The sequence below is a fragment of the Kluyvera georgiana genome (assembly GCF_050990895.1).
Taxonomy (GTDB): domain Bacteria; phylum Pseudomonadota; class Gammaproteobacteria; order Enterobacterales; family Enterobacteriaceae; genus Kluyvera; species Kluyvera georgiana.
The window spans coordinates 2366069-2383675 of record NZ_CP158865.1 but is presented as its reverse complement, the minus strand read 5'-3'; the positions used below and the strand labels follow the sequence as shown (position 1 = coordinate 2383675).

The 17607-nt window shown below is 53.2% G+C and carries 21 protein-coding genes and 1 pseudogene; 11 read left to right on the top strand and 11 right to left on the bottom strand.

The window, feature by feature from the left end:
• The first annotated feature begins 72 nt into the window (after positions 1-72).
• Entirely contained in the window at positions 73-951 is an 879-nt protein-coding gene (gene ptrR / locus ABTW00_RS11315) for a putrescine utilization regulator PtrR (RefSeq protein WP_064545380.1), read from the top strand.
• On the opposite strand, the gene ABTW00_RS11310 is transcribed toward ptrR, so the two are convergent.
• Complete coding sequence (locus ABTW00_RS11310; protein WP_064545379.1) at positions 905-1384, bottom strand: GNAT family N-acetyltransferase; 480 nt, start codon at positions 1382-1384, stop codon at positions 905-907. The two genes, ptrR and ABTW00_RS11310, sit on opposite strands and share 47 nt — an antisense overlap.
• Before the next feature lie 152 nt (positions 1385-1536).
• On the opposite strand from ABTW00_RS11310, the gene ABTW00_RS11305 reads away from it, so the two are divergent.
• The gene (locus tag ABTW00_RS11305; RefSeq protein WP_064545377.1) at positions 1537-2481 is read left to right on the top strand and encodes an L-lactate dehydrogenase; all 945 of its coding nucleotides are present in this window, start codon (positions 1537-1539) and stop codon (positions 2479-2481) included.
• Positions 2482-2520: 39 nt separating this feature from the next.
• Here ABTW00_RS11305 and ABTW00_RS11300 read toward each other — a convergent pair whose 3' ends face one another.
• Positions 2521-3309 (bottom strand): PhzF family phenazine biosynthesis protein, encoded by a 789-nt coding sequence (locus ABTW00_RS11300; protein WP_064545357.1) that lies wholly within the window; start codon positions 3307-3309, stop codon positions 2521-2523.
• 202 nt (positions 3310-3511) lie between these two features.
• Between ABTW00_RS11300 and ABTW00_RS11295 the strand changes: the two genes are divergently transcribed.
• Complete coding sequence (locus ABTW00_RS11295) at positions 3512-4711, top strand: sugar transporter (RefSeq protein ID WP_065358074.1); 1200 nt, start codon at positions 3512-3514, stop codon at positions 4709-4711.
• Between the two features lie 42 nt (positions 4712-4753).
• Here the strand turns inward: ABTW00_RS11295 and ABTW00_RS11290 are convergent, their stop codons facing one another.
• Positions 4754-5422, bottom strand: coding sequence for a MarC family NAAT transporter (locus ABTW00_RS11290; RefSeq protein ID WP_065358073.1), 669 nt, complete (start codon positions 5420-5422; stop codon positions 4754-4756).
• 229 nt (positions 5423-5651) lie between these two features.
• Between ABTW00_RS11290 and marR the strand changes: the two genes are divergently transcribed.
• Genes marR through marB form a run of 3 tightly spaced genes read left to right on the top strand, consistent with a single transcriptional unit; the run spans position 5652 to position 6733 of the window.
• Positions 5652-6086: a multiple antibiotic resistance transcriptional regulator MarR gene (gene marR / locus ABTW00_RS11285; RefSeq protein WP_433640779.1), complete on the top strand. Its 435-nt coding sequence runs from the start codon at positions 5652-5654 to the stop codon at positions 6084-6086.
• A gap of 20 nt (positions 6087-6106) precedes the next feature.
• Positions 6107-6490, top strand: a complete 384-nt coding sequence (marA, locus tag ABTW00_RS11280; protein ID WP_064545350.1) for an MDR efflux pump AcrAB transcriptional activator MarA — start codon at positions 6107-6109, stop codon at positions 6488-6490.
• Between the two features lie 30 nt (positions 6491-6520).
• Positions 6521-6733 (top strand): multiple antibiotic resistance protein MarB, encoded by a 213-nt coding sequence (gene marB / locus ABTW00_RS11275; protein ID WP_064545348.1) that lies wholly within the window; start codon positions 6521-6523, stop codon positions 6731-6733.
• 32 nt (positions 6734-6765) lie between these two features.
• On the opposite strand, the gene eamA is transcribed toward marB, so the two are convergent.
• Positions 6766-7668 (bottom strand): O-acetylserine/cysteine exporter, encoded by a 903-nt coding sequence (gene eamA, locus ABTW00_RS11270; protein ID WP_433640776.1) that lies wholly within the window; start codon positions 7666-7668, stop codon positions 6766-6768.
• 196 nt (positions 7669-7864) lie between these two features.
• On the opposite strand from eamA, the gene ydeE reads away from it, so the two are divergent.
• The gene (ydeE, locus tag ABTW00_RS11265) at positions 7865-9055 is read left to right on the top strand and encodes an efflux MFS transporter YdeE (RefSeq protein WP_433640774.1); all 1191 of its coding nucleotides are present in this window, start codon (positions 7865-7867) and stop codon (positions 9053-9055) included.
• A 34-nt stretch (positions 9056-9089) separates the two neighbouring features.
• Here ydeE and ABTW00_RS11260 read toward each other — a convergent pair whose 3' ends face one another.
• Positions 9090-10199, bottom strand: a complete 1110-nt coding sequence (locus ABTW00_RS11260; RefSeq protein ID WP_065358070.1) for a cobalamin-independent methionine synthase II family protein — start codon at positions 10197-10199, stop codon at positions 9090-9092.
• 152 nt (positions 10200-10351) lie between these two features.
• Positions 10352-10750, bottom strand: coding sequence for a rhodanese-like domain-containing protein (locus ABTW00_RS11255; protein WP_065358081.1), 399 nt, complete (start codon positions 10748-10750; stop codon positions 10352-10354).
• Between the two features lie 85 nt (positions 10751-10835).
• On the opposite strand from ABTW00_RS11255, the gene ftrA reads away from it, so the two are divergent.
• Positions 10836-11825 carry a transcriptional regulator FtrA gene (ftrA, locus tag ABTW00_RS11250; RefSeq protein ID WP_433640772.1) on the top strand — a complete coding sequence of 330 codons (990 nt, stop codon included), beginning with the start codon at positions 10836-10838 and terminating at the stop codon, positions 11823-11825.
• 82 nt (positions 11826-11907) lie between these two features.
• Entirely contained in the window at positions 11908-12003 is a 96-nt protein-coding gene (mgtS, locus tag ABTW00_RS11245) for a protein MgtS (protein WP_157093542.1), read from the top strand.
• 167 nt (positions 12004-12170) lie between these two features.
• On the opposite strand, the gene ABTW00_RS11240 is transcribed toward mgtS, so the two are convergent.
• From ABTW00_RS11240 to ABTW00_RS11225, 4 genes and pseudogenes are all read right to left on the bottom strand, one after another.
• Positions 12171-12341 (bottom strand): hypothetical protein, encoded by a 171-nt coding sequence (locus ABTW00_RS11240; protein WP_157093541.1) that lies wholly within the window; start codon positions 12339-12341, stop codon positions 12171-12173.
• Between the two features lie 352 nt (positions 12342-12693).
• Positions 12694-14739: a peptidyl-dipeptidase Dcp gene (gene dcp / locus ABTW00_RS11235; protein ID WP_433640769.1), complete on the bottom strand. Its 2046-nt coding sequence runs from the start codon at positions 14737-14739 to the stop codon at positions 12694-12696.
• A 149-nt stretch (positions 14740-14888) separates the two neighbouring features.
• Positions 14889-15026, bottom strand: coding sequence for a Hok/Gef family protein (locus ABTW00_RS11230; RefSeq protein ID WP_433641006.1), 138 nt, complete (start codon positions 15024-15026; stop codon positions 14889-14891).
• 278 nt (positions 15027-15304) lie between these two features.
• A pseudogene (locus ABTW00_RS11225) lies at positions 15305-15409 on the bottom strand (hypothetical protein); the annotation flags it as partial.
• 141 nt (positions 15410-15550) lie between these two features.
• On the opposite strand from ABTW00_RS11225, the gene ydfG reads away from it, so the two are divergent.
• Complete coding sequence (gene ydfG, locus ABTW00_RS11220; protein ID WP_064545337.1) at positions 15551-16300, top strand: bifunctional NADP-dependent 3-hydroxy acid dehydrogenase/3-hydroxypropionate dehydrogenase YdfG; 750 nt, start codon at positions 15551-15553, stop codon at positions 16298-16300.
• 92 nt (positions 16301-16392) lie between these two features.
• Positions 16393-17079, top strand: a complete 687-nt coding sequence (locus ABTW00_RS11215; RefSeq protein ID WP_064545335.1) for a GntR family transcriptional regulator — start codon at positions 16393-16395, stop codon at positions 17077-17079.
• Between the two features lie 32 nt (positions 17080-17111).
• Here ABTW00_RS11215 and ABTW00_RS11210 read toward each other — a convergent pair whose 3' ends face one another.
• Positions 17112-17540, bottom strand: coding sequence for a universal stress protein (locus ABTW00_RS11210; RefSeq protein WP_064545333.1), 429 nt, complete (start codon positions 17538-17540; stop codon positions 17112-17114).
• Between the last annotated feature and the right edge of the window lie 67 nt (positions 17541-17607).

Below are 17607 nucleotides of genomic sequence, written 5' to 3'. Positions count from 1 at the left end.
ACATCCTCACCTATTCTTCCGTTTATGAAAACTGAATAATATTAACCAAACCATTCACGAAATGAGAAAGTCATGGATTTAACCCAGTTGGAAATGTTTAACGCTGTCGCCCAAACGGGCAGCATTACTCAGGCCGCGCAGAAGGTTCACCGCGTACCCTCTAACCTGACTACCCGCATTCGCCAACTGGAAGCCGATCTTGGCGTCGAGCTGTTCATTCGTGAAAACCAACGCTTGCGCCTCTCGCCAGCCGGGCACAGCTTTCTGCGCTACAGTCAGCAAATTCTCGCGCTGGTTGATGAAGCCAGAATGGTCGTCTCTGGCGACGAGCCTCAGGGGTTGTTTGCACTCGGGGCGCTGGAAAGCACCGCCGCCGTGCGCATTCCGCAGACGCTGGCGTGCTATAACCGTCGCTATCCGCGGATCCAGTTTGATCTGGCCACCGGCCCCTCCGGTACCATGATCGACGGCGTGCTGGAAGGCACACTGAGCGCCGCTTTTGTCGATGGCCCGGTGATGCATCCCGGTCTCGACGGCATGCCGGTCTATCAGGAAGAGATGATGATTGTCGCCGCCCACGGCCATCCGCCGATTACCCGCGCCAGCGAGGTCAACGGCACCAGCATCTACGCGTTTCGCGCCAACTGTTCCTATCGTCGTCATTTTGAGAGCTGGTTTCATAGCGATCAGGCAACGCCGGGGCGTATTCACGAGATGGAGTCTTATCACGGCATGCTGGCCTGTGTGATCGCCGGAGCCGGGTTGGCATTAATGCCGCGTAGCATGCTGGAAAGTATGCCTGGCCATCATCAGGTCTCCGCATGGCCGCTGGCCGAGAAATGGCGCTGGCTAACGACCTGGCTGGTGTGGCGGCGAGGGGCAATGAGCCGCCAGCTGGAAGCGTTTATTGCGCTGCTTGATGAACCTGCGTTACCAGCGACTTTGTCATAAATACGCTTAGCGGATCCGGTTGATACGGTGCGAACGCCTCGCAAATTTGATAGCCGCAGCGCGTGTATAGATTAATGGCCGCATGCTGATGAATCCCGGTTTCCAGCTGCAACGTAATGCACCCGCGTTGCAGCGCCACCGCCTCCAGCGCCGCCAGCAGCTTTTCGCCCAGTCGCTGGCCGCGGTGCGCCGGGTCAATAAATACGCGCTTCATTTCACCGTAACCGTCTTCATCCAAAACAATCGCACCGCATCCGACAGCCGTTTCATCCTGACGAATTAGCATAACGATAATCTGATTTTCCGGCAGCGCCGAGAGGTCAATCAGGTGGTTGCTTTCTGCCGGATAGAGCGTGCTCTGGTATTTATCCAACTCGTGAATCAGTGCGCTAACGTGCGGATTGGCGGGAGAAGTGATGGCGATCGTGTACATGGCAGGCTCCTGTTTATTGTTATCCTCCCACTCTACCATTCGCCCTCCTCGCGTCTCATAGTATTAACTTATATTGTGGGTTGAGTATTGCGCTAACCACTTGTTAACGAGTAGCTTTATCCCCTGTCGTTTGTCCATGAAATGGAATAACCATGAACACTAAAGCCCGTAAAGTCATGATCATCGGCGCCGGAAACGTTGGCGCGTCAGCCGCTTATGCGCTGCTGAATCAGAATATTTGCGAAGAACTTATCCTGGTCGACCTCAACAAGACCCGCGCCGAAGCGCATGCTCAGGATCTGAGCGATGCCGCCGCCTATATGCCCGGTATGATGACCATCTCCTGCCGTGACGCCAGCGACTGCGCCGATGTGGATATCGCCGTGATCACCGTGTCCGGCGGCGCATTAAAGCCGGGGCAAACCCGCCTGGATGAGCTAAAAAGCACCGCCAAAATCGTCCACAGCATCGTGCCGCAGATGATGGCCGGCGGCTTCAACGGCATCTTTCTGATCGCCACTAACCCGTGCGATATCATCACCTGGCAGGTTTGGCAGCTTTCCGGCCTCCCTCGTAGTCAGGTGATCGGCACCGGCGTATGGCTGGATACCACGCGTCTTCGCCGCAAATTAGCGCAGGATCTGGATATCGGCGCACAAAGTATTGACGCCTTTATTCTCGGCGAGCACGGCGACAGCCAGTTCCCGGTCTGGTCACACTCATCCGTCTATGGCTCGCCAATCGAACAGGTTTATCGGCACCGTACCGGCCGCGAACTTGACCGCCAGGCGATGGCCGACAGCGTGCGCAAGCTGGGTTTTGAGATCTACGCCGGTAAAGGCTGTACCGAGTACGGTATTGCGGGAACCATTGCCGAGATCTGCCGCAATGTCTTCACCGGCAGCCACCGTGCACTGGCCATCTCCTGCATTCTGGATGGCGAATATGGCGTAAACGGCGTCGCTATCGGCGTGCCGGCCGTACTGGCGCAAAGCGGCGTTCAGCAGGTCATTGAGCTGCAACTGGAGGCGGACGAACAGGAAAAGTTCGCCCGGTCGGTTGAGGTGATTAAAGCGAATATTGCGCTGCTACCGTAGTCCTGAGTCAGTCACCCGGCTGAGCACAGCGACGTCGGGTTAATCCAGAAACACCTTGCCCTGCAAATAGGTTCTCGCCTTCCCGCTCATGAGGACCCGCTCTCCCCGCCACTCGCAGCGCACATCGCCGCCGCGGGCGGAGACCTGACGCGCCAGCATCTGCGTTTTCCCTAACGTCTCGCCCCAGTAAGGAATCAACATCGTGTGCGCCGAACCGGTCACCGGATCTTCCCATACCGCTTCACCCGGCGAGAAGAAACGGCTGACAAAATCGTATTCGCCGTCGCCTTTCGCTGTTACTGAGACTTTATGTTCGCCCGGTATCATCGCGCCGATATCCGGTTGCAGTGCTTCAACCTGTTGCCGATTCTCCAGTTCAATAACCCATGCTCTGCCTTGACGCGCCTGGCGATACTCGCTGATACCGAGCGCACGCAGCATCTCTTCTGGCGGCACAGCTTCTTCGGTCACGCTGATGGGGAAATCCAGCGTCAGCCATTCACCGCTACGCGTCACGGTTAAGCGCCCGGAGAGCGTCTCGAAATGAACCCGTTCATCCGGATAGTCGAGATAGTTGAACACCACATGGGCGCTGGCCAGCGTGCCGTGACCACAAAGGTTAACCTCATCCCGCGTGGTAAACCAGCGCAACGCAAAGCCGCCCGGCTGCTTAACAATAAACGCGGTTTCCGACTGATTATGCTGTTGCGCCATCTTGAGCAGCAGATCATCTGCGGGCCATTCTTTCAGCAGACAGACGGCCGCCGCGTTGCCGCCAAAGGCCCGGTCGCTGAAGGCATCAACCATAAAAAAATCAATCTCGTACATATTATTCCTCTGCGTTGTATCCACGTTATCGCAAACTGACACAAAATCTTAACAACGACAAGCCCCTTTCCCCTCATATTATGTGACACTGTCACTATGAAATAAAAATGAGATCCAAATCACATAATGATTGTATTTGCAGCAATAATAGCTTTAAGATCCCACGTCTCTTCATTTATCTAACGCCCCCGGTGCATTATCTATGACAACAAACGCCGTCTCTCGTCGGATCGCGTGGCTTCGGGTAGTCACGCTGGCCGTCGCTGCCTTTATTTTTAATACCACTGAGTTCGTTCCGGTTGGCCTGCTGTCGGACATCGCAGACAGCTTTGGCATGCAGACCGCCGAAGTCGGTATTATGTTGACCATCTACGCATGGGTCGTCGCGCTGATGTCGCTACCGTTTATGTTGCTGACCAGCCAGATGGAGCGCCGTAAGCTACTCATTGGCCTCTTCGTTCTGTTTATCGCCAGCCACATCCTCTCTTTTCTGGCGTGGAACTTCACGGTGCTGGTCGCCAGCCGCATCGGCATCGCCTTCGCCCACGCGGTGTTCTGGTCGATTACCGCCTCGCTGGCCATTCGTATGGCTCCTGCGGGAAAACGCGCGCAGGCGTTGAGCCTGATTGCGACCGGCACGGCGCTGGCGATGGTTTTCGGCATCCCGATTGGCCGCATCGTCGGCCAGTACTTCGGCTGGCGCACCACCTTCTTCGCCATCGGCGTCGGCGCGCTGATTACGCTGCTGGCGTTAATTAAGCTGCTGCCGCGTTTGCCAAGCGAACATTCCGGTTCGTTGAAAAGCCTGCCGGTGCTGTTCCGCCGCCCGGCATTGATGAGCATCTACCTGCTGACCGTCGTGGTGGTCACCGCTCACTACACCGCCTACAGCTATATTGAGCCCTTTGTCCAGACCGTGGCCGGACTGAGCGGCAACTTTGCCACTGTGCTGCTGCTGATTCTTGGCGGCGCAGGGATCATCGGTAGTGTGCTGTTTGGTAAATTGGGTAACCTGCATGCTTCCGGGCTCATCAGCAGCGCGATTGGCTTGCTGCTCGCTTGCCTGCTGCTGCTGTTGCCCGCGGCACAGGATGCCGCACATCTGGCGGTGCTAAGCATCTTCTGGGGAATCGCCATTATGGTGATTGGCCTGGGCATGCAGGTGAAGGTTCTGGCGCTGGCACCGGATGCCACTGACGTGGCGATGTCGCTATTTTCAGGTATTTTCAATATCGGGATTGGGGCTGGCGCCCTGCTGGGCAGCCAGATTAGCACCCATTTTTCGATGTCATCTATCGGCTATGTGGGGGCAGTACCTGCGCTGGCGGCGTTTATCTGGGCGGTGGTCATTTTCCGCCGTTGGCCAACGGCATCGTTAGAAGAACAGGCTCATCAGCATTAAAACGCGTTATCAGGCCGGGAGTGAGTCCCGGCCTGACAGCCATTAAGCGGGATAGGTTTTAATAATTTCCAGCACGCCGTTAATAATAAACTGCACCCCCATGCACACCAGCAGGAAGCCCATCAGGCGGGAGATCGCCTCGATGCCGCCCTTACCCACCAGACGCATAATGGCGCCAGAACTGCGCAGGCAGCCCCATAAAATCACCCCCACCAGCGCGAAGATAATCGGCGGCGCGACCAGTACAACCCACTCCGGGAAGTTGACGCCGTGCTTCACCGTTGAGGCCGAACTGATAATCATTGCAATGGTACCAGGGCCTGCGGTGCTGGGCATCGCCAGCGGCACAAAGGCGATATTGGCGGTCGGCTCTTCCTGAAGCTCTTCGGACTTACTCCGCGCTTCCGGTGAGTCATGCGCCTTCTGCTGCGGGAACAGCATGCGGAAACCAATAAAAGCGACAATCAGCCCGCCGGCAATACGGAGGCCAGGTATTGATATCCCAAATGTATTCATCACCACCTGGCCCGCATAGTAGGCCACCATCATGATAGCGAAAACGTAAACGGAAGCCATCAATGACTGCCGGTTACGCTCCGCGCTGTTCATATTCCCCGAAAGGCCAAGGAATAGCGCGACGGTGGTTAGCGGGTTAGCCAGCGGTAGCAACACCACCAGACCCAGCCCAATTGCCTGAAAGAGTTCCTTCATAAGCGTTTAAAAATCCTGTCTGTTTTACGGAAAAAATCGGCCTGTACGCCTGGTCGCCGCCCTTTTGTACAGCATCTCTTGCTACGGGTTGCTCCTCTACAGGATATCCTATTTAGGCCTTCCTGAAGCGTTTTAGCAATTCGTGGCATCGCTCAACCCATTCAGTTGACTTATGGTTGCGTGAGAAATAATATCCATCGCAACTAAAGTACTTGCCAGGGCAACCATTGTGAACAGCACAAGCGATCTCTTCAATGAAATGATTCCACTTGGGCATTTGATTCACCTGGTTAACCAAAAGAAAGATCGCTTACTCAACGAGCATTTATCGCCAGAAGACATTACCGCCTCACAGTTTAGGGTGCTGTGCTCTATTCGTTGTAAAGGCAGTATCACCCCCGTGGAATTGAAAAAAACCTTGTCGGTGGATCTGGGCGCGCTCACCCGCATGCTTGACCGTTTGCTGTGTCGGGACTGGATAGCCCGGTTACCCAATCCAAGCGACAAGCGGGGTGTATTGATTCAGTTGACGCCGGAAGGCGCAGCCATTTGTGAACAATGCCATCTGCTCGTTGGGCAAAACCTGCACCAGGAATTAACAAAAAACTTAACGGCAAATGAAGTTGCAACACTCGAGCTTCTGCTTAAAAAAATATTGCCGTAAACAGAAGAAGAGGTAAGACGATGTCCAGACGTAACACTGACGCTATTACTATTCATAGCATTTTGGACTGGATCGAAGATAACCTGGAATCGCCGCTGTCGCTTGAGAAAGTGTCCGAACGTTCCGGTTACTCCAAATGGCACCTGCAGCGAATGTTTAAAAAAGAGACCGGTCATTCATTAGGTCAGTACATTCGCACCCGTAAGCTGACGGAAATCGCCCAGAAATTAAAAGAAGGTAATGAGCCGATTCTGTATCTGGCCGAACGCTACGGATTTGAATCTCAGCAGACGTTGACGCGGACGTTTAAAAACTATTTCGACGTGCCGCCGCACAAGTACCGCGTCACCAATATGCACGGAGAGTCTCGCTATCTCCACCCTATTAATCACTGTGTTTGTTAATCGCCTGCAATAAGACGTATCGAGGAAATAATGAAACTGTTCGCTTCCGTTGCCTTCGCCCTGCTAGCGATGGCCTCTTCGCAGAGCTACGCGGAGCAACTTCCGGCTCATAAAACCGCGCACGACACCATGCTGATGCCGTCCGCCAGCAGCCAGTCACCGTTTGATTTCAATCATATGGGTGCTGGCAGCGATAAATCTGATGAGCTGGGCGTACCGTATTACAATGATAATAATCGCTAAACATTCATTGCCCTGCTATCGCGGGGCTTTTTTTAGCCCTTCACCACCCGTCGCATCCCTGGCAAACGCAGACCAAAGACGTTAATAAACAGTCCGGCCATAATTAACAGCGCGCCAATCAACTGCATTGCCGACAACGTTTCATCAAGCAACAGCGCTGCACTGGCCAGCCCCACAACCGGCACTAACAATGATAGCGGCGCCACGCGCCACGTTTCATAACGGCCAAGCAGTGAACCCCAGATGCCGTAACCCACAATGCTGGCAATGAAAGCGAGATATGCCAGCGACAGCACGGTCGTGAGGTCAATATGAATCAGGCTTTGCGCCATCAGATGCGGGCCCTCGAAAACCCACGAGCTGAGCATAAACGGCAGAATGGGAATCAACGCGCTCCATACTACCAGCGACATCACACCGGGTTTCGAATCATGGTGCAGGATTTTCTTGTTAAAGATATTACCGCACGCCCAGCACAGCGCCGCCGCCAGCGTCAGCATAAAGCCCAGCAGCTTAACGTGTTGCCCGCTCATACTGGTTTCAATCAGCACCAGCACGCCAAACACCGCCAGCGAAATCCCCACCAGCTGTTTACGCTGTAGACGCTCACCAAAGGCGAAAGCGCCAAGGATGATGGTAAAGAAAGCCTGCGCCTGAAGCACCAACGAGGCCAGCCCAGCCGGCATGCCGAAGTTGATGGCACAAAACAGGAAGGCAAACTGGCCAAAACTGATGGTGAGCGCATAGCCGAGCAGCAGCGGTAGCGGAACCCGCGGACGAGGAACGAAAAATAACGCCGGGAAAGCGACAAATAAAAAGCGTAGTCCCGCTAATAGCAGCGGTGGCATACCGTGCAGGCCTACTTTGATGACCACAAAGTTCAGTCCCCATACCACAACCACTAACAGAGCCAGTAGCCCATCTTTACGCGTCATTCCTCGCCCCAACTTTTTTTAAATTTATGTAAACCTAACCAAAGTAACGAAAAATTCAGACGAGGAATAGATCATTATTTTTGGCAGTTCAAAATCGCACTCCCCAACACGACCACGGCTATACAAGCTGCTTATGGCATGATATTTGTGAAAGAGATAACAAAAAACAATACTACGACATCTATCAGGCAGGAAAATGAAACCAACGACCAGACGATCTACGATCGCGCTACTGGCATCGTCGTTACTGTTAACTATCGGACGCGGTGCCACACTTCCCTTTATGACCATTTATCTCACGCGTCAGTACGCAATGACGGTAGATACCATCGGTTATGCCATGTCCATTGCGCTGGTGGTTGGCGTCATGTTCAGCCTCGGCTTCGGGATTCTGGCCGACAAATTCGATAAAAAACGCTATATGCTGATTGCCGTTGCCTTTTTTATCTGTGGTTTTGTCGCGATTCCTCTCGTCCATAGCGTTGTTCTGGTCGTTTTTTTCTTCTCGCTGATCAACTGCTCATACTCGGTGTTCTCCACCGTGTTGAAAGCCTATTTTTCTGATACCCTCGCCCCCGCGACCAAAGCGAAGGTTTTTTCGCTGAACTACACGTTTCTTAATGTCGGCTGGACCATCGGGCCGCCTATCGGAACGCTGCTGGTGATGCAAAGTATTAACCTGCCATTCTGGCTGGCCGCGATTTGCGCGGCATTTCCGCTGCTGTTTATTCAACGCTATGTTGAGCGCCTGAAACCCGCGGAAATCGCGGAAACGCCAATTGCATGGTCACCATCAGTATTGCTACGCGACCGGGCACTGCTGTGGTTCACGCTGTCTGGCCTGCTGGCGTCCTTCGTTGGCGGTTCCTTTGCCTCCTGCCTCTCTCAGTATGTGCTGGCGGTTGGCGACAGTAGCTTTGCTGAAAAGGTCGTGGCCGTGATTTTGCCGGTGAACGCCGCCGTGGTGGTAACGTTACAGTACGCGATTGGCCGCAAGCTCACGGCCAATAATCTGCGTCCATTAATGACCTTTGGTACCGTTTGCTATGTGATAGGTCTGGCAGGATTTATGCTGTCTGGCGACAACCTGTGGTTCTGGGGGCTGGCGGCAGGCGTCTTCACGTTGGGGGAAGTGATCTACGCGCCAGGCGAATATATGCTGATCGATAACATCGCACCGCCGGGAATGAAAGCCAGCTATTTTTCCGCTCAGGCGTTGGGTTGGTTGGGCGCTGCGCTGAACCCGCTACTGACCGGGCAGATTCTGACCCATTTCCCGCCAATGATGCTGTTCCCCATCATGATGGTGATCATTGTATTGGCGTGGCTGCTGATTTTCCGCGGAATTAAGGCAAGCACCTGGGGCACGACAATCAGCGCGGCGTGAGGTTACCCGGGGCCACTCTGGCCCCGGGAATACATTATGCTGACCAGATATCAGCGGCAACCCCCGTCACCAGACGAACTTTATCCCACTGCTGTTGCTCGCTCAGGCTGTTGCCCTCTTCCGTTGAGGCAAAACCGCACTGTGGGCTGAGGCAAATCTGTTCCAGGGCAACGTAGCGTGCTGCTTCCTTAACGCGCGCTTTCACCCCTTCCGGGTTCTCCAGCTCGCCGTTCTTGGTGGTAATGAGCCCCAGTACCGCCTTCTGATGACCAGGACGAATGAAGCGCAGCGGCGCAAAGTCACCCGAGCGATCGTTGTCGTACTCGAGGAAAAAGGCATCGACGTTGACGCGGCCAAACAAAATCTCCGCCACCGGCTCATAGCCGCCTTCAGAAATCCACGTTGAGCGGAAGTTACCACGGCACACGTGCAGACCGACGATCAGATCGTCCGGCTTGCCTTCCAGCGCGCGGTTAAGCACGTTGGCATAGATAGCTGCCAGTTGATCCGGGTCATCACCGCGTTCACGAACCTGACGACGCTGGTCTTCCGAGCACAGATAGGCCCAGACGGTGTCATCCAGCTGAAGATAACGGCAACCCGCATCGTAGAAGGCACGAATAGCATCACGCCATGTGTCGGCCAGATCGTTGAAATAATCAGCCAGATCCGGATATACCGTGGCATCAATATCCTTACGTCCCCCGCGGAAATGCAGCACGCTTGGGCTAGGAATGGTCATTTTTGGCGTTGCGTCGCCGCTAATGCTTTTCAGGAAACGGAAATCCTCCAGCATCGGATGGTCACCAAAGCCAAGTTTACCGGTCACACGAATACCGTGTGCGCGGGTCTGCACGCCGTTAAACTGGATGCCTTTATCTGAATCATAGCGCTCCACGCCCTGTAAACCGTCAAAGAAATCGAAGTGCCACCAGGCGCGGCGAAACTCGCCGTCGGTGACCACATGCAGACCACAGTCGCACTGATGCTGCACCACGCGGCGGATTTCCGCGTCTTCTACCGCTCGCAGCTGCTGCGCACTGATTTCTCCGTCGGCGAGCTGCTGACGAGCCTGCTTAATGGTCTGCGGGCGTAAAAAACTGCCGACGATATCGGCGCGGTACGGGGCGTGTTGATGCGGCATGAGATTCTCCTGTTTCACTCAGGCAAACTGGTTGCCCTGAGTGATAATTTATTATTTGAACTTTTTAGCCTTCTGGATGGCTATATGTCCAGATAGTGTCATCCGTGCGCGCCACAGGCAAACGAGAATAATTCATGGCAGATGAAAAAAAATCATGTTCCGTGGCTGAAAGCAAAACCTTCATCTTCCCAGCCGGTAATACCACCGAGCATGATCTTCACCGGACGACCCAGCGTTGCCAGCTTTAATGCCGCCCGATCGGCGCCATTACAATGGGGCCCCGCGCAGTAAACCACGAATAATGTCTCTTGCGGCCACTCCTGCATCCGTTCTGCGCTCATCTCCGCATGGCGAAGATGGATCGCGCCGGGTAAATGGCGTCGAGCAAAAGTCTCGGCGCTGCCGACCACATGCAGTAGGACAAAATCCACTTCCGGCTCCTGCATGGCGGCATGCACGTCGGCGCAGTCGGTTTCGAACCCCAGACGCTGGCGAAAATGGGCTGCGGCGTCGGCCGCGCTGGCCGCCGGAAATTCGGTGACGTAACTCATCATTGACTCTCCCGTTATGTATTACCACTATGGTAACGATGCGATGAGTATAAACAGGCACCCGCTGCGAGGACTGCCCACAGAGATGACAGAAAACAGCCAAAAAATGACAATCCGCGCCCCGCTCGTGGTCGCGCTGGCCTACGATGGGCTATGTACCTTTGAGTTTGGTGTGGCGGTAGAGGTGTTTGGGCTGCCCCGGCCCGAAATGGGTGACCACTGGTATCGCTTTGCCGTTGCTGCCGTCGATGAAGGCGCACTGCGTGCTACCGGCGGCGTGCGGGTAATGGCCGACGGTGACCTGCGTCTGCTTGAAGAGGCCGATACCATTATCATCCCCGGTTGGCGGGGTGCAGATAGCCCGGTCCCGGAAGCCTTGAACCAGGCGCTCAAGCGAGCACATCAACGCGGATGTCGGATGTTATCTATCTGTTCTGGCGTGTTTGTGCTGGCGGCGGCCGGGCTGCTTGACGGTAAACGAGCCACCACGCACTGGCGGTATACGGCCTCGCTACAGCAGCGTTATCCTGCGCTTAGCGTTGTGGATGATGTGCTTTACATAGCCGAAGATAACGTACTGACTTCTGCGGGCAGCGCTGCAGGCATCGACCTTTGTTTACACGTCGTGAGGCTCGATTTTGGTTTGGAGGCTGCCAACCGGGTTGCCCGACGGCTGGTAATTCAGCCACATCGCGACGGCGCGCAGAAGCAGCAGGTCTCGCGACCTGTCGCCCGTTCACGAGAAAGTCAGCGATTAGGGATGCTATTTGATTTTCTCCACCAGCACCTGGCGGAGAACCATAGCGTACGTTCGCTGGCTGACAAAGTCGGTATGAGCGAACGCACGTTCCTGCGCCGTTTCCAGGAAGCGACCGGGAAAACGCCTGCCCGTTGGCTGCTTGATGAGCGCTTATTGCAGGCTCAACATCATTTAACTACTGGCAGAGACAGCGTAGAAAAGGTCGCGGAAATGACCGGGTTTGGTAATGCCAAAAATCTCCGTCTGCGCTTTCAGCAACATTTTGCTATCAGCCCGCTGGCTTATCGAAAAAGATTTACCGCAACAAATAATTAATTCACAAATGACGGCGTTAGTCTAAGTTTAAGAGAGTACGCTAATCGATGTTGGTAGTGAAATCGTTAAAGAGGAGGTCATCATGCTGGATAATATGCAAGTGTTTCTGGTTGCCGTGGGACTGATTCTGTTTTCCGGTTTTCTGACAGCTTTTTTAAGCGGTAAATGGAACGACTAACCGACGCTGTAATAATCCCCATGGAAAAAGAAATAAAAAAAACCGCCAGCATAACTGGCGGTATAAATGCTTGCATGGATAGGTTTCTACTTCTGCGGCTACCCGCTCTCCTTGATTGGGTAACCGTTGCTGTAAAATAATCCTACCACCGTTTTATTCAACTAAAGCTAAACGGCGAGCGCATTATTTAAACCATAATTTTTCCACGCTTTTTTACTCTGACAGCCGGCCTGACGGCCTGCCCACAATCTGCCGGAACGTGATTCCTGTAAGTCCTGATGCTCAGGACGGGTAGACCAGATGGACTCGCGACGCGTTTTACGCTGGGATTTATTCATTAGTGCCTCCGGGCAGATTGTCGATATTAAATCCATTAACTCAACGATTTACGCAACAATACTAGCAAGTTGAATGGCGAGTTTCTTCAACAACTGCACGTATTTGTAAAGGCCCCGTGAACCAGCGCACTTAACACGCTGCACGATGATACCCTACCGAAAATGTTAGGTTACGAAACTGTGAACGTTACGTAAGATTGCTTCTACTATCCTTCCCTCCCGGAAGGATAGTGAGAATGCTCTATATTATTGTGGTACTTAACCCGCCAGCCCTGTGTGCGGGTTTTTTTTATCCTTTCAGCTTCGTCCGGTGCGTAAAAACAGACGACAGAAAGCCTCTTTAACAATCGGTTTAATCACTTAAACCACGATTTTTAAGCATCGGGGAAATTAATGGATCGTGCCCGCGCCAGTCACGATACAATTTTTCTAAATCGCTACTGTTGCCTCGCGATAAAATAGCATCACGGAATCGCTGCCCGTTTTCACGATTTAAACCGCCGTGTTCAACAAACCACTGGTAGCCGTCATCGGCCAACATTTGTGTCCACAGATAAGCGTAATACCCCGCCGCATAGCCGCCGCCAAAAATATGTGAGAAATAGCTGCTGCGATAGCGTGGCGGCACCGCGACAAGATCGATGTTTTCGCGTCGTAGCGACTCAGCCTCAAACTCATCCACACTTTTCGGTAATTCGTGGCCGGATAAACTATGCCAGTTCATGTCCAATAGCGCGGCGCTGAGCAGTTCAGTCATGTCGTAACCTTTGTTAAAACTTGAAGCGCGGAACAGATTTTCGCGCAGCGCATCCGGCATCGGCTCACCGCTTTCATAGTGACGAGCATAGTGGGCAAACACGTCGGGATGACTCGCCCAATGTTCATTAATCTGCGACGGAAACTCGACAAAGTCGCGCGGCGTATTCGTGCCGGATAAAGTCGCATAGCGCTGTTTCGCAAACAATCCGTGCAGCGCGTGGCCAAACTCATGGAAAAGCGTGATCACATCATCCCAGGAGATAAGCGCACGCTTCCCGGCGGCGGGTTTCGGGTAGTTACAAACATTGTAGATAACCGGACGGGTTTCCAGGAGGGTGGACTGCGGCACAAAATTGTCCATCCACGCCCCGCCGCTCTTGCTATCGCGCGCAAAGAAATCGCCATAGAACAGCGCCATGCCTTCACCATCGGCATCGAAAATCTCCCACACGCGTACGTCTGGATGATAAACAGGCAGATCAAAACGCTCAACAAAGCGGATACCGAACAGCTGGCTAGCGGCCCAGAAAACGCCGTCGATCAGTACGCGATCCAGCGCGAACCAGGGTTTAATTTGCGCTTCATCAATGGCGAATTTATGCCGACGAACCTGTTCGGAATAATAGAGCCAATCCCAGGACTGCGCGGTGAAAGACGACGAGCCACCGTCGATCAGCGCCTGAATATCTGCCAGTTCGCGTTCCGCTCTGGCACGTGCCGCAGGCGTAATTTTTCGCATAAAGTCGAACGCGGCTTTGGGATTTTTCGCCATCTGATCGGCCATACTCCAGCTCGCGTAATCGGCGTAGCCCAATAGCTCCGCTTGCCGGGCGCGGACAGCCACCAGTTTGAGAATACGTTCTCGCGTATCGTTGGCATCTCCACTCTGGTTACGCTGCCATGCCGCGTTAAACAATTTTTCCCGGGTATCCCGCGAATGCAAGGAGGCCAGCGCAGGCTGCTGTGTGGTATTGACTAGTGGTATCAACCAACGGCCCGTCAGCCCGCGTTCTGCTGCGGCCATGGCGGCCGCAGCCACTTCATCGGCACTCAGGCCGGCTAATGCCGCCTCATTATCGACGACCAGCCCACCGCTTTTTGCCGCCCCGAGCAAACATTGATGAAACTGGCTACTCAACGTCGCCGCTTCGGTATTCAGCGTTTTAAGTTCGGCCTTTTCCTCGTGACCAAGTCTCGCGCCGGCCAGAATAAAACGCTGATAAATCACCTCGATGAGGCGATGAGACTCGCTGTCCAGACCCAATGTATCGCGCTTTTCCCAAACGGCCTGAACCCGCCTAAACAGCGCGTCATTGAGATAGATATCATTTGCCAGCCCGGCAAGCTCCGCCGAGAACGCTTCATCAAGCCGTTGAATCTCATCGTTACTATTCGATGCGGCCATCGCAAAGAAAACGGAAGTCACGCGCGCGAGCATTTCACCGCTTTTTTCCAGCGCGATAAAGGTGTTCTCGAAGGTCGCTTCCGCAGGATTCCGGGCAATGTCGGCGATGTCCTGGCGTTTACGTTTCAGCGCTTCGTCAAAGGCCGGACGATAGTGCTCGTCTTTGATCAGATCAAACGGCGGCGCCTGATAAGGTAAAGTGCTGCTGGCGAAAAAGGGATTCATAGCCGACATGTCATGCTCCTGAAGAAAACGGTTAACCCTGGCAGAATAAACAAATTGAGGCCGCGCTGCTCGATTATCTCTTCAGAAGGCAGAAGGATTGGGTGCATTGAGGATACTGAACAACGGCGGAAATGGCGGGGAGCGCTCCCGCCTGACTCCTACCTGGTTTCGTAAGCCATGTGAGCCACGACCTCCGTTCCGCCGCTTCGGAAGCTAACATCACAGAGCTGTTTGTTGTTAAGTAGCAGTACGCCCAGAAGCGTGATGCCGATAACGACGAGCGCCAATAGCGCCATTCTTTGTGGCTTCATAGCCTTCTACTCCTTGACCCGAAGGTCGGTAAGAGGCTAACTTTATGTTGTAGAGCATAGGGGCCTCAGATGAATGTTTAACGTCTTGCTGGACGTCAAATGTTTTCTGGGGCTTTTTTCTACCTGCCTTTCGGCTATGCCTGAGACAGATAGCCTCAAGCACCCACCGCAATGTTACCTCATATACCCTGCTTCAAGGCTGGCTTTGCACGCCCTTGAATCAATTTCGGAGAACATCAAGACTTCATATCCAAGGTAAACCTTTTGGTCTTATCATTGATTGAGACCACAATGGGCTGTTCTAATCGGTAGGCGGCAGCCAGATCTGGCGCGTCAGATGAAGGCCAGAATCCTGTCGCTTTAAACAATGCAGCGGTTGTCATCAGAGGGGATACTTCTGCATTTTCTAGTGCTTACCGGTAGTTAAAAATCTCATTACAAAACAGATGATTAAAAACTGGGTGATCTGCTATGGTAATGCAACACTTAAGCGTTGAAGGAACAGAGAAATGATCGTACTGGTAACAGGAGCAACGGCAGGCTTTGGCGAAAGCATCACCCGCCGTTTTATTGCCAACGGGCACAAAGTTATTGCCACTGGCCGTCGTAACGAACGTTTGAAAGCGCTAAAAGATGAGTTGGGTGACAGCGTGCTGACCGTACAGCTGGACGTGCGCAATCGCGCGGCCATTGAAGAGACAATCGCTAACCTGCCTGCTGAATGGCGCGATATTGATATCCTGGTCAACAACGCCGGGTTGGCGCTGGGTCTGGAGCCTGCGCATCGCGCCAGCGTGGAAGATTGGGAAGATATGATCGATACCAACAATAAAGGTCTGGTGTACATGACCCGCGCCGTCCTGCCGGGTATGGTCGAGCGCAATCGTGGTCATGTCATCAATATCGGTTCAACTGCTGGCAGCTGGCCCTATGCAGGTGGTAACGTCTATGGCGCAACCAAAGCTTTTGTGCGTCAGTTTAGCCTGAACCTGCGTACCGACCTGCACGGCACCGCCGTTCGCGTAACGGATATTGAGCCAGGTCTGGTCGGCGGCACTGAGTTCTCCAACGTCCGCTTCAAGGGTGACGATGCAAAAGCTGGTAAAACCTACGAAAATGCCAACGCGCTGACGCCGGAAGATGTTACTGAAGCCGTATGGTGGGTCGCGACGCTGCCGAAACACGTTAACATCAATACCGTTGAGATGATGCCGGTCAGTCAGACTTACGCTGGCCTTAGCGTTCATCGCGGAAGTTAACATTTTATCCGGACCCGACCCTCGGTCGGGTCTGTGCGTGGCGGCAAAAAAAGCGTAAAATAACAGCTTAATCAGCTGATAAGAACGACTCAATGGCCGCCGAAACACAACTGAACCCAACACAGCCCGTCAATCAACAGATTTATCGCATCCTGCGCCGCGATATTGTGCACTGTCTTATTCCACCGGGGACGCCGTTATCGGAAAAGGAAGTCTCCCTGCGCTTTGATGTTTCCCGCCAGCCGGTACGTGAAGCCTTTATTAAACTGGCCGAAAACGGACTTATCCAGATTCGTCCTCAGCGCGGCAGTTACGTCAATAAGATCTCCCTTTCACAGGTTCGCAACGGCTGTTTTGTGCGTCAGGCCATTGAATGCGCGGTGGCACGCCGTGCAGCAACGATGATCACCGATGCCCAGATCTATCAGCTAGAACAAAATCTGCATCAGCAGCGAATTGCTATCGACCGCCAGCAGCTAAACGATTTTTTCCAGTTGGATGATGAATTTCATCAACTGTTGTCAAATATTGCGGATTGCCAGCTTGCGTGGGACACCATCGAGAATATTAAAGCGGCCATCGACCGAGTGCGTTATATGAGCCTCGATCACATTTCCTCGCCGGAAATGCTGCTGAGACAGCACCATGAAATATTCAGTGCGCTTGAAAAGCGTGATGCTGATACGGTGGAAAAAGCGATGACTTTGCATCTGCAGGAAATCAGCGAATCCGTGCTGCTCATTCGTCAGGAAAATCGCGATTGGTTTAGCGAAGAGTGATAAAAAAGGCCTTCAATATTGAAGGCCTTTTTTTAACGAATAACCATCGTTGGAATATTGGCGTAACGTAAAATAGACTCCGCGTTCGATCCCAGCAGATGCGTTGTGATCCCTCTCTGACGGGAACCAATCACAATCACGTCATACTCACCCGTTTTGCTTAACGCGAGCACTTCATCACGAATATTGCCAAAACGAACTTCGGTGTGTATGCGCTCTGCAGGCATATCGAATAGCCGCTGCAGGTTCTTCATTTTCTTTGCCGATTCCGACTGCATATAGTCTTCGAATTTTTTAATATCCGAAGCAAAACCGCGCAAAATTGATCGATTGCTGTTGGGTAATACGTTCAGCAGCGTAATTTCACCCGACTCGCCCGCCAGATATACCGCATGACGAATAGCCTTATCACTCAAATCCATTTCAAAAATATCTACAGGCATGAGAATTTTTTTATACATAGCCCGAGCTCCTTATTCCAGAGGATCCATTTTTTGTTTCGCAATAACCATGCCATATTTATGCCTA